The following is a 14,449-nucleotide window of genomic DNA, read 5'->3' as shown; positions in this document are numbered from 1 at the left end:
AGTCGGACAAGAAAATTTCGTATACCTTATTTTACTCGTGGCCGCACGGATGATGCCGAATGGCGGCTGGAACGCTGCCGAGCGTCACCTGCTGCGAAGCGCCTGTGCCGCTCCGATCAGTTCGGCATGATCCAGATCGCAGAAGGCGCGCGGCATCGCCTGAAGCAGCCGGCCATATTTCCCCGTCCCGGCGAACACGGCCCGCATGCGATCCGACGCCAGGATTGGACGCAACGCGCTCGCCAGACCACCCGTCACGATCAGGCCGTCCCATGCGCCGAAGGTCAGGACCAGACTGCCGAGATGCGCCGAGAAGGCCTCCGCCAGCAGGTCGCAGGCCTGACGCGCGACGGGGTCCGTGGCACGGTTACGCGTGATCGCTTCGGGCGTCGTCGATCGTCGCGGCAATTTCTGCACGGTGGCAAGATGATCGTAGATCGTGCCGAGTCCGACCGCGGAGATCAGATGCTCCGCGACAACCGGATAGCGGTCGGGAAACAGGGCCGCCGTCAGATCCGCCAATGCCCGTGATGCGGGAGCCAGAGCGGCATGCCCGGCCTCCGTCGCCACGACGGCGATGCCGCCATCGGCATGGCGCGTCATCAGCGACACGCCCAGGCCGGACGTCATGCCGACGATGCAATAGGTGCCGGGGCGCTGCGGATCGATCGGCGGCGACGCTCCGATCGGCTCGAACCGCCGATCCTGATGCTCGGCGAGTGCCCACGCTTCCGCCTCGAAGTCGTTGAGGATCAGCGGCGGCCGGCCGAGCATGGCGCGGAGGCCGGAGCGCGACACGAACCAGCGCGTCTGCGTGACCGATATCGTATCGCCGCGGGGCAACCCCGCGACCGCGATCGCGATCCGTTCCGGCAAGCGGTCGAGGCCGAGCTCACGCTGGAACGCGGTCAGCGCGCCGGCCACGCTCGAACTGGCATCCGCGCCATAGGTGCGGATGCCGGTGAGTTGGGGAAGCCCGCAAGCGTCGGTCAACGCGATCCGCAACCCCTTGCGCCCGAGATGCGCGACGAGGGCGGGTTCCAGTCCGGTCTCCACGACCGTGCGCGGCGGTGGCGGACATGGCGATAGCGGGTGCGGCAGTCCGGCCGCTCTGGTGTCGAGCACGAATCTCTCTCCTGCGCCCACTGTCGTGACGTGCAGGTGTTATCGCTAACGTCCGTTGATTATTCGTGTTCGATCGATCGCCGCACCGCGCGGCGCACTACACCGTGCAGATGCGCACCGCCTCTCGAAGGGCCGGCAGCGGATCGCCGGCGGGCACGAACTCATGCGCGAAATACCCCTGGAAGTTCAGGTCGGCGACCGCCCGCGCGACGCCGTGCCAGTTCACTTCCTGCGTGTCGTTCAATTCGTGGCGACCCGGCACGCCGCCGGTGTGGAAATGTCCGATCCACTTGATGTTCTTGCGGATCGTATCGATCAGATCGCCTTCCATGATCTGCATATGATAAATGTCGTACAGCAGCTTCACGTTCGGTGAGTTCACCTGCTCCATCACGCGCGCTCCCCACGCGGTGTGATCGGCCATATAGTCGGCATGATCGACCTTGCTGTTGAGCAGTTCGAGGCAGATCGTGACGCCATTATCCTCGGCGATGCGCTTGACGCGGTTCAGGCCGGCGACGGTGTTCGCCGCTCCCTCCTCATCGGACATGCCGCGACGATTGCCGGGAAAGGCGATGACGTTGGGCACGTCGGACTTCTTCGCCTGGGGGATGCCGACCCGGAACGCCGCCTCGATCGCCGCATGGTTCTCGCGCCGGTTCAGCCCGTTCGCGATCGTCATGCCGTCCGCCGCATAGCCCATCGTGCAGCGCAGCCCATGCTTGCGCGGCACCTCGTAATCGGCCGGTTGCAGCAGATCGATCCCCTGCATCCCGATCTTCGCAGCGAACGCGCACAGGTCGTCGAGCGGAATCTTCTCGTAGCACCAGCGGCTGACCGACTGCTTCAACCGCCCGGCGGAGGGTGCGGCAGCGCAGGCCGCGATCGGGCCGAGGCTCGTCGTCGCTGCAAGGGAGAGGGTGGAGCCGATGGCCTGTCGCCGTGTGATCATCGTCGCACGGTACCGGAGCGTGCGGCGAGTGCAAGGCGCGTCGCGTCCAAGCCGGCCATACGATGATATTGTCAGACTAATTGACGCTGCGGAGGCGTCATGATCTAAGGCACTCCAAAATAGGAGAGAACCGGAATGAAGGCTGCATTCGGATACGGCATGGCATTCCTGTGCCTCGGCGCCCTGACGATTCCCACCGGATCGCGCGCCGGCGAAACCCCGGCGAAGACGCCGTCAGCGGGCGACACCTCGGCGACGCCGCCGGCAGCGGGCGACCGCCAGCTCGAGGTGGTTCGCGATCTCGCCCGCCATCCAGCACCTCCGGTCGCCAAGCTCCCGCGCTCCGCCTATCTGATGACCTATTTCAAGGACGAGACGCACTCGCTGTACTTCGCGATCTCGCGGGACGGATACAGCTTCACCGACGTGAACGACGGCCGCCCGGTTCTGTCGGGCCGCGCTATCGCCGACCAGAAGGGCGTGCGTGATCCCCACATCGTGCGCGGTCGCGACGAGGCCTTCTACATGTCCATGACCGATCTTCACATCTTCGCCCAGCGCGAGGGGTTGCGGACGACGGAGTGGGAGCGGCCCGACAAGGATTTCGGCTGGGGCAACAACCGCAACCTGCTGTTCATGAAAAGCCGCGACCTGATCCACTGGACGCTGGCGAAGGTCGACGTGTCACGCCTGTTCCCCGCCTTCGCCAAGGCCGGCAATGCCTGGGCTCCCGAGACGATCTGGGACCCGGCGAAGCAGCGGATGATGGTGTATTTCACCACGCGTTACGGCAACGGCCCGAACTTCATGGTCTATTCCTATGCCGATCCGGCGTTCACGACGCTGACGACGGTGCCGAAGAAGATCCTCGATTATCCGCGCCCGGACGTGAACGTGATCGACGCCGACATCACGAAGGTCGGTGGCAAATATCGCATGTTCTACGTCGCGCATGAAAAGCCGGGCAACATCCGCCAGGCGGTGTCGGACCGGCTGACCGGACCCTATGCGTACGATCCGCAAAAGGTCGATCCGGAGAAGGTCGCCGCGGAGGCACCGACGCTGTGGAAACGGTACGACACCGACACCTATGTGCTGATGTACGACGTGTTCGGGGCCAAGCCGAACAACATGGGATTTGCGGAGACGAAGGATTTCCGGACCTTCACCGATATCGGTCGCTTCAACGATCCCGGGTCGCGCATGAAGGCGACCAACTTCGCATCGCCCAAGCACGGCGCGGTGATGCCGATCACCGATGCGGAGGCGGCACGCCTCGAAACCTATTTCAGCGGCAGGGGCCCGGCGCGATGACCGGCGCGCTGCGTCGGCTGGCGCTCATGCTGGGTCTGATCGCCATGCCGGCATTGGCGCAGCAGACGACCCTGCTCGTTCACGCCGATCGTCCCGGCCCGCAGATCGCGCCCGAGATCTACGGCCAGTTCGTCGAGCATCTGGGTCGCGGCGTCTATGAGGGCATCTGGGTGGGCGAGGATTCGCCGATCCCGAACACGCGCGGTATCCGCAACGACGTGGTCGCCGCGCTGAAGCAGGTGAAGGTGCCCGTCATCCGCTGGCCCGGCGGCTGCTTCGCGGATTCCTATCACTGGCGCAACGGCGTCGGCCCACGCGACCGGCGCGCGCAGGAGATCAACGCGTCCTGGGGCGGCAAGCCGGATACGAATGCGTTCGGCACGCACGAGTTCATGGATTTCCTGGGCCAGATCGGCGCGCAACCGTTCGTGTCGGTGAACGTCGGCTCCGGCAGCGTGCAGGAGGCGGACGACTGGATGCGGTACATGACCGCCCCCGCGGACAGCGACCCCGGTCGTGCCCGCGCCGCCAATGGTCGCGCATCGCCGTGGGCGGTGCCCTATATCGGTGTCGGTAACGAGAGTTGGGGCTGTGGCGGCAACATGACCGCCGAGACCTATGCCGCGACGTTTCGCCATTACGCCGCATTCCTGCGCAGCTATTCGGGACCGGCCGCCCGCTTGATCGCGGTCGGCGCGGACACCGACGATTATGCGTGGACCGAGACGATGATGGCGCGCGCGATGACGTGGCGGCCCGATCCCACGCCGCTCGCCTATATCGATCGTCGGCCGTTGATGTGGGGCCTGTCGCTCCACTTCTACACCTTTGCGGGCAACGACTGGCAGGACAAGGGCCGCAACGTCGGTTTCGATCGCACCGGCTGGGCGAAGGCGCTGGGACGCGCGTCGCTGACCGATGCGCTCATCGCGAAGCATTCGGCGATCATGGACCGGTACGATCCCGGCAAGACCGTGGCGCTGGCGGTGGACGAATGGGGTGCGTGGTTCGCCAGCGAGCCGGGCACGTCGGCGCTGTATCTGGACAGCACCCTGCGCGATGCGGTGATCGCGGGTGTCAGCCTCAACATCTTCAACCGACATGCCGACCGGGTGAAGATGGCGAACGTCGCGCAGATGGTGAACGTCATCCAGTCGCTGGTGCTGACGCGCGGGGCCGACATGGTCGTCACGCCGACATGGCACGTCTTCGACCTTTACAAAGTGCATCAGGGCGCGACGATGATCCCCGTCGACGTCGCGGCTCCGGACTATGTCGAGGGTAAGGAGCGCATGCCGCAGGTCAACGTCTCCGGCAGCCGCGATCCGCAGGGCGTGCTGCACCTGTCGATCGTCAATCTCGACCCCGACCGCCCGGCCCCGGTCCGCGCACTACTGGCAGGGGTCGCGGGCCGCACCGCCACGGCCGAGACGCTGACCGCCGCCCGCATCGATACGCGCGTCGAATTCGGCAAGCCCGATCCGTTCGTCCCGCGACGCTTGCAGGACGTGCGCCTCGCCAGCGACACCCTGACGATGACGCTGCCCGCACGCTCGGTCACGCTGGTGACCATCCGGTAGGGGGGACGATCCGGCAGGCGTTCGCGAAGACAGGTTGCGCCTAGTTCTTGCCGATCCGCTCGCGCGCGACCCGTTCCAGCACCGTCAGCGGCATCGCGCCCATCGTCAGCACGCGGTGAAAGGCTTTCGGATCCCAGTTCGCTCCCGCCCGGCGCCTCGCCTCGTCGCGCATACGGACCCAGACGGTATGGCCGATCTTGTAGCTGCACGCCTGTCCCGGCCAGACGGTATAGCGGTCGATCTCGCCCTGGCTGCGCCCGCGGGCAATGCCGGTCGTTGCGATCAGGTAATCGGTCGCCTTCTCCCGGCTCCAGCGCTTGGCGTGCATGCCGGAATCCACCACCAGCCGTGTCGCGCGGAACAGCAGCGACTGGAGGTAGCCGATCTGCCCCAACGGATCGCCGTCATACAGCCCCATCTCGTCGGCGAGCTGTTCGGAATAGAGCGCCCACCCTTCCGAATAGCCGGAATAGAAACCGCGGCGACGGATCAGCGGAATGTCCTCGCTCTCCAGCGCCGACATGACCTGGAGGTGATGCCCCGGCACCGCCTCATGATAGCTGAGCGTGGCGAGCCCGAATTTCGGACGATCGAACGTGTCGCGCAGGTTGATGAAGTAGATCGCCGGACGCGACCCGTCGAGCGACGCGGACTGGTAATAGCCGCCGGGCGCACCGGCCTGGATCGCCTCGGGCACCCGACGCACCTCGACCGGAGCCTTGGGCAGGACGGCGAATTGTTCGGGCAGGCGCCGCGTCATCGCCGCGATCTGCGCGCGCAGTTGCTCCAGCAGCGCGTCGCGACCCGCATCGGTGTTAGGATAGAGCTGGTCGGGTCGCTGGTTCATCGCCACCAGCCGCTCGCCGACGCTGCCCTGGGTCAGTCCCTGCGCCGTCAACAGGCCATCCAGCCGCGCGCCGATCTCCGCCACCTGCGCCAGACCCAGCCGGTGGATCTCGTCGCCCGTCATGTCGACCGTGGTCGCCGCACTTGCCGCGGCCGCATAGTAGGCGTCGCCGTCCGGCAGGCGCCAGACGCCCGCATCGTGCACCGCCCGTGCGCGCAGGTCGGTCACCAGCGCCCGCTGCCGGTCCAGCGCCGGGAACACTCGATCGCGCATCAGCGCAGCGACGGCCCGCGCCCGCTCCGGCGGCAGGTTCGCCGCCTTCAGCTTGGCGGCCAGATCGGTGACCGGCCCGGTCGCGTCGGGTGCCCTGTCGCGCACCGCCGCCAGCTGCTTCAGCGTCGTATCGAGGATGAAATCCGGCGCGAACACGCCCCTGGCGGCATCCTCGCGCTGGCGTTCGGTTTCCGCGTCGATCGCGCCCGCGAATGCCTGCACCCGCGCCACATAGGCGTCGGCATCGCCCGCGTCGTGGACGCGGTGCTGGTTGCCGAGGAAATCGGGTACGTCGCGATATGCGCCGGTCAACTGCGTCAGCACATAGGGGGCGAACCGCCCGGCACTGGCCCCGAATCCGTAGCGCTGGCCGGCGACGACGCGCTGAAGGCCATATTCGACGACGTCGTAATCGAGCCTGGCCGCGTCGCCCAGCGTGTCGCGCGGCACCGCCTTCAGCGCGGCCAGTTCCTGCTTCGCCCGCGCGAACTGCCGCGTCTGGCCCGCGCGCGACGTGTCGTCGAGCCTCGCCTTCAGGCCGCTGCGCGCACCCGTATCCAGCCCCAGCGATGTCGCCTGCTCGGGACTGTCGTCCAGCCGTGCGTAGAAGAAGCGATCGAGCATGGCCCGGAACTCCGCATCCCGCGTCCCCACGGCGGCACGTACCTGTTGGGGAAGGACCATCAGGGCGGAGGTGAGGCTGGCCGATGCGAGGAAGTGGCGGCGATGCATGGACGCTCCCGACGATGGATGGTCGCACCGCAAGGTGCCCGGTGATGTTGAAGACCGCGACCGGCTTTGTCGAGGACCGGCCAAGACACGCAGATGATAGGCCGATCCTCGCGGAAGGCGCCTAGAACAAGAGCGTCAGCGCGTAGAAACCCGCACCGACCAGTGCGGACGCCGGGATCGTGATGATCCACGCCGCGACGACGCTCTTCGCCACGCCCCAGCGCACGGCGGAGGCGCGGCGCGCGGTTCCGGCACCGATGATCGCGCCGGTGATCGTGTGGGTCGTGGATACCGGAATGCCCATCGCCGAGGCGCCGAACAGCACGATCGATCCGGCCATCGAGGCGCTGAATCCCTGATGCTGCGACAACTTGGTGATCCGCGATCCCATCGTCTCGATGATCTTCCACCCGCCCGTCATCGTGCCGAGCGCGATCGCGACGTAGCAACTGATCGCGACCCAGTGCGGCACCTCGAACGGCCCGGTCAGGTTGCCCGTGGAATAGAGCAGGACGGTGATGATCCCCATCGTCTTCTGCGCATCGTTCAGGCCGTGGCTGAGCGAATAGGCCGCGGACGAGCACAGATGCAGCACGCGAAAGCTCCGCTCCGCCTGGGCCGACGACGAGCGCCGGAAGATCCAGCTCGACGCCAGCATCACCGTCATCGCCAGCATCATGCCGATCGTCGGCGACAGCACGATCGCGAGCAGCGTCTTGTTCAACCCGGTCCACTGCACGCCGGTGATGCCTGCATGCGCCACGCCCGCGCCGATCATCCCGCCGACCAGCGCATGGCTCGATGACGACGGGATACCACGCAGCCAGGTGACGATGTTCCAGAACATCGCCCCGCCCAGCGCACCGAAGATCACCGCCGGCGTCACCACCCGCTGGTCGATCAGCCCCTTGCCGATCGTTTCCGCCACCGCGTGCAGGCTCGGAAAGGCGATCGTCAGGAAATAGGCGGCGAAGTTGAAGAAGGCGGCGAAGATCACCGCGCGCACCGGCGACAGCAGCCGGGTCGCGACGACGGTGGCGATGGAGTTCGCGGCGTCGTGCAGCCCGTTCAGGTAATCGAAGGCCAGCGCGACCAGGATCAGGCCGACCAGCAGCGGAAAGGCGAGTTCGTGCATCGGAGCGTCAGGCGTGATCGATGACGATGCCGTCGATCTCGTCCGCGACATCCTCGAACGCGTCGACGATGCGCTCCAGATGCTTGTAGAGTTCGCGCTCGATCACGAACCGCAGCGTGTCGGTCGCACCATGTTCCTGGAGCGATCGCTTCAGCCCGGCGGCATGGATCTCGTCGGCGTGCCCCTCGATCCGGATCAGCCGCTCGGTCAACTCGTGCAGCCGTTCGCCATTGCGGGTCACGTCGCGCAACAGCGGCATCGCCTCCGCCGCCAGCCGGGCCGCATCGACGACGATCGCCGCCATATCGCGCATCTCGGGCGCGAAGCTGCTGACGTCGTACAGGTCGATCGCCGCCGCCGCCGCCTGCATCTCGTCGATCGTGTCGTCGAGACTGCCGATCAAAGCGGTGATCGAAGCGCGATCGAACGGCGTCAGGAACGTGGCGCGAACGCTTTTCAAAACCTCGCGCGTGATCTCGTCGGCATCATGCTCGCGCTCGATGATCTCGCGAATGTGTTCCTTGCCGGCCGGCCCGCCGTCGAGCAGCCGCGCGGTGGCTTCCGCGCCCGCCAGCACCGTCGCCGCATGCGCCTCGAACAGTTCGAAAAAGTTGCCCGTCTTCGGAAGGAGACGCTGGAACCACGCGAACATCGAATTGCCCTTTGCTGGATGACCGGGAGGGCGTCGATGACGGCCGCCTTGCCGCACCGCAAGCTGGAACTGCGCCGGGGCAAAGGACTGAATCAACTCCCGCAGATCAGCTTCGTCCACCGCCTTGGCAGCATCTGCAAGCGAGAACCAGCGCCGTTCCCGTTCCGCCCGCTCCTTCCAGTCGTCCAGCTCCTGCGTCACCGCCAGCGGAAACACGTCCACATCGACCATCAGCGACGCACCGCTGCCACGTCGCTTGCGGTAGCGATAGGCACCGATCGGCACGGGACACAGCGCGCCACACACCCCCGCCTCCTCTTCCGCTTCCGCCGCTGCGGCGGCGTGGAGCGAGGCGGTCGGGCCGACATTTCCCTTTGGGATCACCCAGCGGCCGGTCCCGCGGGACGTGACCAGCATGATCCGGACGGCGACCGCATCGCCGCTGCCTTCGATCCGGTACGGCAATGCGGCGATCTGGCGAATGGCGAAGGTCCGATCCGATGGGGCGACACCCGTGTGGCCGCATTACGGATTCGTGACAATCGCCGCGATCAGGTTTCGCACGGCCGATCACAGGAATGTCGCACGACTACACCTGTATCGCGCGGTCCCGTCGATCAGGGGACCTGCCGCGCGTCGCGCTGGCGCGCGCGCTTGTCGGCGCGGTAGGCCTGGTCGCGCTGGCCCATGCAGCCGACCGCACCCCCCGCGCCACCCGCGGCGGAGCACGACCCGATCCCGCTCGCACCCGTCGCCATCACGCCGCCGGCGTTCGCCGCCCAGCTCTGGTTCTGGGGCGTCACCTCCAGACTGCGGAGTTCCTTGGGCAGGCGATACTGCTCCTCGGCGGAGCGGCGTTCGCACACCACGATCTCGTCGCCGTCACTGTTGGTCGGGCAGCGTTCGTTGCCATAGATCACCAGCACGCCGTTGACCGGCGCGCCCTTGCCGACGCCCTCCTGAGCGACGGTGCCCTGACGCGGGCGCGCAATGCCGGGCAGCGCCGGCCGCGCACTCACCTGCGCCGCGACCGGTCGCGACGCCGCCGGGGGAGCGGCGCTGGTGACGGGTGCCGTCGCGGGGGCGGGCGTCGTCACCTGCTGCGCCATTGCCGGAGCGGTTAGGGGCGCGGCCAGCAACGCCAGCACCAGCATCGATCGTTTCACGCGCCACTCTCCCCGCCCGAGACATTCCCGAGACATCCCCGAGACATCGTAATCAAATCCGCTTCGCCGCCGCGATCGCCAGCCGGCACCCGAGCCGGATCGCGCCGCTCAGGACCGGATAGCCGAACGTATTCTCCGCGCCCGCCGCCAGGGCATGCTCGCGGTGCTCGACCTCTTCGGCCTGGAAATCGACGATCGCCGCCGACAGTTCGGGGTCGCTGTCGCCCAGCTCCTCGAGCTGCTCGGCATAATGTTTGTCGATCTCGGTCTCGACCGCGGCGGTGCACGCCATCGCCGCGTCCGGCCCCATCGCCGCCGTCGCCGCGCCCAGCGCGAAGCCGGCGACCGTCCAGAACGGCTGAAGCAGCGTCGGTCGCACGCCGCGCTCCACGATCATGCGATCGAAGAACGCCCGGTGACGCTCTTCCTGCGCCGCCATGTGGTGGATCGCGCGTGCCGCCGGATGCCGGTCGCCCAACACCGCCAGCTGCCCGGCATAGATACGCGTCGCGCCATATTCGCCGGCCTGATCGACGCGGATCATCGCATCGCTCCGCTCGCGCCGGTCACCGGGTTTCCAGCTCATCGCACCCTCCGCAACAGCCACAGGATCAGCGCCGCGCCACCGAGTGACAGGATCGCGTTGTAGCCTGCCATCGAAACGCCGAACAGCGACCATTGGGCCCGGTCGCACCGCACCACCGGCGCCTTCAGCAGCGCGTCGAGCCGATCCGCGGCCGAAATCCCGCCGAGTGGAGCATTGGCGGTGCAGGCGGTAAAGCCCTGCCACCAATGATATTCGACGCCGGCATGCATCACGCCGATCACGCCCGACACGCCGATGCACACCGCCGCCACCGCAACCAGCGCCGCGCGGCCGCCACCGCGCCGGACCATCAGCGCCAGTACCGCGATCACGACGGCGGCATAATGCGGCAGTCGCTGCCAGTGGCACATCTCGCACGGGATCAGCCCGCCGATGAGCTGCGACCCCCATGCGCCCGCCAGCAGCGCCAGCGGCAGCAGCAGCGCGATCAGGTTGGCGGTACGCAAGCGGCTCATCATTTGGCTGGCGTCTTCACCGTGACCCTGGTCGCCGCCGCCACCTGCGCCGGCCCGCCCAGCCGTGCGACGGTCTTCAGCGCATAATAGAGCTGGAAATCCTCGATTCCCTGCTTCTTGAGCTGCTCGGGCGTGGCGGCGAAGCGCGGGTCGGTCTTCGCATCCTCCTCCAGCACCTTGTTGTCGGCCTTGACCTCGTTGATCAGGTGACGGCGCAGGTCCGCCTCGCGGAACACCGGCCGCGACTTGTAATCGGCGTCGCTGATCTGCGGCACGGCGATATCGGGCTCGATCCCGCCCTCCTGCACCGACCGACCCGAGGGCGTGTAGTAGCGCGCCGTCGTCAGCCGCAGCGCCGTCTCCGGCCCCAGCGGCAGCAACGTCTGCACCGATCCCTTGCCGAAGCTGCGCTCGCCCATCACCAGCCCGCGGTGGTGATCCTGCAACGCGCCCGCGACGATCTCCGACGCCGACGCGGTACCCGGATTGGTCAGGACGACGACCGGCAGGCCGTGCGCGTCGTCGCCCGGCTTCGCGAAGTACCGTTCGATATCCGACTTCTCGCGTCCGCGCTGCGACACGATCTCGCCGTGGTCGAGGAACGCGTCGCTGACGGCGATCGCCTGCGTCAGCAACCCGCCGCCATTGTCGCGCAGGTCGACGACATAACCCAGCGGCCGGTGCCCCAGTGCCTTGTCGATCGCCATGATCGCCGCGCGCGTGTCCGCCCCGGTCGCCTCGGAGAAGGTGTTGATGTTGATATAGCCGACCTGCCCGCGGACTTCCCACTTCACCGGCTTCTGCGTGATGACCTCGCGCATCATCGCCACGTCGATCGGCTTGGTCGTACCCGGCCGCACCAGCGTCAGCGCGATCTTCGTACCCGGCTTCCCCCGCATGAGGCCGATCGCCTCGTCCAGCGTATCGCCATAGATCAGCTTGCCGTCGATGTGGGTGATGTAATCGCCCGCCTTCACGCCCGCACGTGCCGCCGGCGTATCCTCCTGCGGCGCCACGACCTTCACCGCGCCGTCTTCCATCGACACGGTCAGGCCGAGACCGCCGTAATTGCCCTCGGTCATGATCCGCAGATTCTGGAAATCGAGCGCGTCGACATAGCTTGAATGCGGGTCCAGGCTGGTCAGCATGCCCTGGATCGCGCCCTTGATCAGGGTCTTGTCGTCGACCTTGTCGACGTAATCCGACTTGATGCGGTTGAACACGTCCATGAACTGGTCGAATTCGCGATAGGTGTCGCTGTCGACCGCCGCCATCGCCGCGGTGGCGAGCGGGATCGCCGACATTGCAGCGACGATCGCGGTGGCAGTCAGGAGCGGACGACGCATGAAGTTCCTCTGGCGGCAGGACGAACCGCCCATGTAGCGGATTACGGACGGCCGATCAAAGCGGGGTTGCGGTGAACGGGGGCTGACCGGATCGGGCGAGCCGCGGACGATACCGACCTCCCCGGCGAAGGCGCCCCGCGTGTCCCGTGGAGGCGGGAACCAGTAGCCCGGCAGCATTCGCCCTGCTTCAAGAACACCGGGCTCCGGCCTACGCAGGAGCACCCGTAGGTGGTTCCTACCCCGCCAACGCTGCCGCATCGATCGGCCGCCCACGCCGCCGCACCTCGATCGTCACCGGCAGTCGCTCACCTCCGACCGCCAGACCGATGGCCCGCCCCTGCGCCACCGTCGCGCCGGCCCGCACGCCGACCTGCGCCAATCCGGTTAGCAGGCTGGTCCAGCCATCGCCGTGGTCGACCACGACGATCGCACCGTATTCGCCGAACCGCCGCGCATAGCGCACCCGCCCCCCGGCCGGCGCGACCACCGTCGCTCCCGGCGCGGTCACAAAGGACAGTCCCCGCGACCGCACCCCCGCTTCCGAAATCTCGCCGAACCCGGTCACCAGCCGCCCCGCAACCGGCATCCGCAACACGCCGCGCGGCGGAACCGGGCCGAGCACCCCCACCGCCATCGGCCGCGCGACCGGGCCGGGCAGCCGCGACAGGCCGGCGACCGTCGCCTGCCCTTCGCCGTCTTCCGTCATCCGGTCGATCAGGTCGCGTGCCTCCTCGCCCAGGGACAGCGCACGATCGGACTCGATGATCGCGCCACGCCCCAGCGCCACCGCCTTGCCGCGATGCGACGCTTCCAGCGCGGCAAGGTCGCGGCGCTCGCGCTCCAGCGTCGCGCGACTGTCGCCGATCGCCCGCGCCGCCAGCGCCGCATCCGCGCGCAGCCCCCGCGTCCGCTCCAGCTCCGCCCGCACGCCGGCCGTTCGCGTCCGGATCACCGGCAGCGTGCCGCCGAGCACGGCGCGCAGATGCACCAGATCGTCGACCGACCCCGGCTGGGCCACCGCCACGATCGCCGGCCGCGCCGCCAGCGACTGCAACGCCGCCAACAATCGCGCGACGGGTGCCTGCGCCGCCGCCAGTCGCGCGCGTTGATCCGCCAGCAACCGGTCGACCACAGCCGCGCGCGCCCCCGCCGTCGCCAGATCGGCCTCCGCCGCGCTCACCCGCGCCGCGAGCGCCCGCTCCTCCGCCGCCGCCTTCGCCGCGGCATCACGCTCCCGCCCGGCCGCGGCGGCGAGCCGGTCGGCGCGCGCCTGCGCCGCCGCGCCCGCGCGCTTCGCCTCCGTCAGGCTGCGCTGGCGATCGACGAGTTTAGGGCCCGCCGTCGCGACCCCGCCCGTCGCCAGCAGCGCCAGCAGGATCGCCGCCGCGCGCATCAACCCTCGCGATGGTACGGATGATTGGCGAGGATGCTGGTCGCGCGAAACAATTGCTCGGCCAGCATTGCGCGCGCCAGCATATGCGGCCACGTCGCGCGCCCGAACGAGAACAGCATGTCCGCCTCCGCCCGCTCGGCGTCACCGAACCCGTCCGCCGCACCGAGCAGGAAACGCGTCTCCCGCACCCCCTCGTCCCGCCAGCGGCCCAGACGCTCGGCGAAAGCAAGCGAACCCAGCACCTCGCCCTTCTCGTCCAGCAGCACGCGCCGCGCATGCGGCGGCATCGGCGGTTCCTTGCCACCCGTATCGGGCAGCTCCGTGACCTTGGTCGGCCACGCGATCCGCTTCAGATAGCGATCGACCAGTTCCGCCTCGGGCGACCGGCCGATCCGGCCGCGCGCGACCACGTGGAGCAGCACGCGAGGGTGCCGTCAGTGCGCGGCGGGATCGGTCTTCGGGGTCGCGCCGCTCGGGTCCGGCGCATCGCCGAACGACCACATCCGCTCCAGATTGTAGAAGGAGCGGACTTCGGGCCGGAACAGGTGGATGATGATGTCACCCGCATCGATCAGCACCCAGTCTGCGGTCGGCAGCCCCTCGGTCCGGGTGAGCCGGCCCGTCTCGGCCTTGATCCGCTCGGACAGCTTGGCGGCCATCGACGCCACCTGCCGGGTCGATCGCCCGCTGGCGATGACCATGTAATCGGCGATGCTCGATTTCCCCGCGAGCGGGATCGACACCGTCTCGACGGCCTGATCGTCGTCGAGCGAGGCCAGCACCAGCTTGTGCAGCGCCTCGATCTCTTCGGGATCAGCGGAACGGGGAACGGGAGAAGAAGTGGCCAAGGGAGCTCCTGTGAGGACCGGGCG

14 protein-coding genes are annotated in these 14,449 nt (G+C 68.0%); 2 read left to right on the top strand and 12 right to left on the bottom strand.

Features of this window, described 5'->3' with window-relative positions; translation table 11 throughout:
- Nucleotides 1–84: 84 nt before the first annotated feature.
- Together ILT43_RS12515 and ILT43_RS12510 are read right to left on the bottom strand one after the other, a co-directional pair.
- The gene (locus tag ILT43_RS12515; protein WP_204199294.1) at nucleotides 85–1,125 is read right to left on the bottom strand and encodes a glucokinase; all 1,041 of its coding nucleotides are present in this window, start codon (nucleotides 1,123–1,125) and stop codon (nucleotides 85–87) included.
- Between the two features lie 97 nt (nucleotides 1,126–1,222).
- On the bottom strand, nucleotides 1,223–2,077 hold the full coding sequence (locus tag ILT43_RS12510; RefSeq protein ID WP_204199293.1) for a hydroxypyruvate isomerase family protein: 855 nt from the start codon (nucleotides 2,075–2,077) through the stop codon (nucleotides 1,223–1,225).
- Nucleotides 2,078–2,212: 135 nt separating this feature from the next.
- On the opposite strand from ILT43_RS12510, the gene ILT43_RS12505 reads away from it, so the two are divergent.
- Nucleotides 2,213–3,391 carry a glycoside hydrolase family 43 protein gene (locus ILT43_RS12505; RefSeq protein WP_204199292.1) on the top strand — a complete coding sequence of 393 codons (1,179 nt, stop codon included), beginning with the start codon at nucleotides 2,213–2,215 and terminating at the stop codon, nucleotides 3,389–3,391.
- Complete coding sequence (locus ILT43_RS12500) at nucleotides 3,388–4,971, top strand: alpha-N-arabinofuranosidase (protein ID WP_204199291.1); 1,584 nt, start codon at nucleotides 3,388–3,390, stop codon at nucleotides 4,969–4,971. Before ILT43_RS12505 ends, ILT43_RS12500 begins: the two co-directional genes overlap by 4 nt.
- A 40-nt stretch (nucleotides 4,972–5,011) precedes the next feature.
- Here ILT43_RS12500 and ILT43_RS12495 read toward each other — a convergent pair whose 3' ends face one another.
- From ILT43_RS12495 to rsfS, 10 genes are all read right to left on the bottom strand, one after another.
- Nucleotides 5,012–6,823, bottom strand: a complete 1,812-nt coding sequence (locus tag ILT43_RS12495) for a DUF885 domain-containing protein (RefSeq protein ID WP_204199290.1) — start codon at nucleotides 6,821–6,823, stop codon at nucleotides 5,012–5,014.
- Between the two features lie 121 nt (nucleotides 6,824–6,944).
- Nucleotides 6,945–7,958 (bottom strand): inorganic phosphate transporter, encoded by a 1,014-nt coding sequence (locus tag ILT43_RS12490; RefSeq protein WP_204199289.1) that lies wholly within the window; start codon nucleotides 7,956–7,958, stop codon nucleotides 6,945–6,947.
- A gap of 7 nt (nucleotides 7,959–7,965) precedes the next feature.
- Nucleotides 7,966–9,030: a DUF47 family protein gene (locus ILT43_RS12485; RefSeq protein ID WP_343283971.1), complete on the bottom strand. Its 1,065-nt coding sequence runs from the start codon at nucleotides 9,028–9,030 to the stop codon at nucleotides 7,966–7,968.
- Nucleotides 9,031–9,227: 197 nt separating this feature from the next.
- Nucleotides 9,228–9,776, bottom strand: coding sequence for a hypothetical protein (locus ILT43_RS12480; protein WP_204199287.1), 549 nt, complete (start codon nucleotides 9,774–9,776; stop codon nucleotides 9,228–9,230).
- 52 nt (nucleotides 9,777–9,828) lie between these two features.
- Nucleotides 9,829–10,362: a demethoxyubiquinone hydroxylase family protein gene (locus ILT43_RS12475; protein ID WP_211534476.1), complete on the bottom strand. Its 534-nt coding sequence runs from the start codon at nucleotides 10,360–10,362 to the stop codon at nucleotides 9,829–9,831.
- Nucleotides 10,359–10,838 carry a disulfide bond formation protein B gene (locus ILT43_RS12470; protein WP_239474725.1) on the bottom strand — a complete coding sequence of 160 codons (480 nt, stop codon included), beginning with the start codon at nucleotides 10,836–10,838 and terminating at the stop codon, nucleotides 10,359–10,361. Before ILT43_RS12470 ends, ILT43_RS12475 begins: the two co-directional genes overlap by 4 nt.
- Entirely contained in the window at nucleotides 10,838–12,184 is a 1,347-nt protein-coding gene (locus ILT43_RS12465; protein WP_204199285.1) for a S41 family peptidase, read from the bottom strand. Before ILT43_RS12465 ends, ILT43_RS12470 begins: the two co-directional genes overlap by 1 nt.
- 235 nt (nucleotides 12,185–12,419) lie before the next feature.
- The gene (locus ILT43_RS12460) at nucleotides 12,420–13,577 is read right to left on the bottom strand and encodes a murein hydrolase activator EnvC family protein (protein ID WP_204199284.1); all 1,158 of its coding nucleotides are present in this window, start codon (nucleotides 13,575–13,577) and stop codon (nucleotides 12,420–12,422) included.
- Complete coding sequence (locus ILT43_RS12455; protein ID WP_204199283.1) at nucleotides 13,577–13,999, bottom strand: 23S rRNA (pseudouridine(1915)-N(3))-methyltransferase RlmH; 423 nt, start codon at nucleotides 13,997–13,999, stop codon at nucleotides 13,577–13,579. Before ILT43_RS12455 ends, ILT43_RS12460 begins: the two co-directional genes overlap by 1 nt.
- Before the next feature lie 12 nt (nucleotides 14,000–14,011).
- A complete protein-coding gene (rsfS, locus tag ILT43_RS12450; RefSeq protein WP_055849198.1) occupies nucleotides 14,012–14,425 on the bottom strand; it encodes a ribosome silencing factor in 414 nt (137 codons plus the stop codon).
- Between the last annotated feature and the right edge of the window lie 24 nt (nucleotides 14,426–14,449).

Source organism: Sphingomonas longa (assembly GCF_016892685.1).
In the GTDB taxonomy this organism is placed as follows: Bacteria; Pseudomonadota; Alphaproteobacteria; order Sphingomonadales; family Sphingomonadaceae; genus Sphingomonas; species Sphingomonas longa.
Note: the sequence above shows the minus strand (reverse complement) of the source record. Positions and strands in the feature narration are given on the sequence as shown.

Bases quoted from the DNA above. Each gene is read 5' to 3' on its own strand.
- ILT43_RS12475 (WP_211534476.1), bottom strand. From the start codon at position 10,362: ATGAGCTGGAAACCCGGTGACCGGCGCGAGCGGAGCGATGCGATGATC.
- ILT43_RS12490 (WP_204199289.1), bottom strand. From the start codon at position 7,958: ATGCACGAACTCGCCTTTCCGCTGCTGGTCGGCCTGATCCTGGTCGCG.
- ILT43_RS12460 (WP_204199284.1), bottom strand. From the start codon at position 13,577: ATGCGCGCGGCGGCGATCCTGCTGGCGCTGCTGGCGACGGGCGGGGTC.
- ILT43_RS12505 (WP_204199292.1), top strand. From the start codon at position 2,213: ATGAAGGCTGCATTCGGATACGGCATGGCATTCCTGTGCCTCGGCGCC.
- ILT43_RS12500 (WP_204199291.1), top strand. From the start codon at position 3,388: ATGACCGGCGCGCTGCGTCGGCTGGCGCTCATGCTGGGTCTGATCGCC.
- ILT43_RS12465 (WP_204199285.1), bottom strand. From the start codon at position 12,184: ATGCGTCGTCCGCTCCTGACTGCCACCGCGATCGTCGCTGCAATGTCG.
- ILT43_RS12470 (WP_239474725.1), bottom strand. From the start codon at position 10,838: ATGAGCCGCTTGCGTACCGCCAACCTGATCGCGCTGCTGCTGCCGCTG.
- ILT43_RS12495 (WP_204199290.1), bottom strand. From the start codon at position 6,823: ATGCATCGCCGCCACTTCCTCGCATCGGCCAGCCTCACCTCCGCCCTG.
- ILT43_RS12510 (WP_204199293.1), bottom strand. From the start codon at position 2,077: ATGATCACACGGCGACAGGCCATCGGCTCCACCCTCTCCCTTGCAGCG.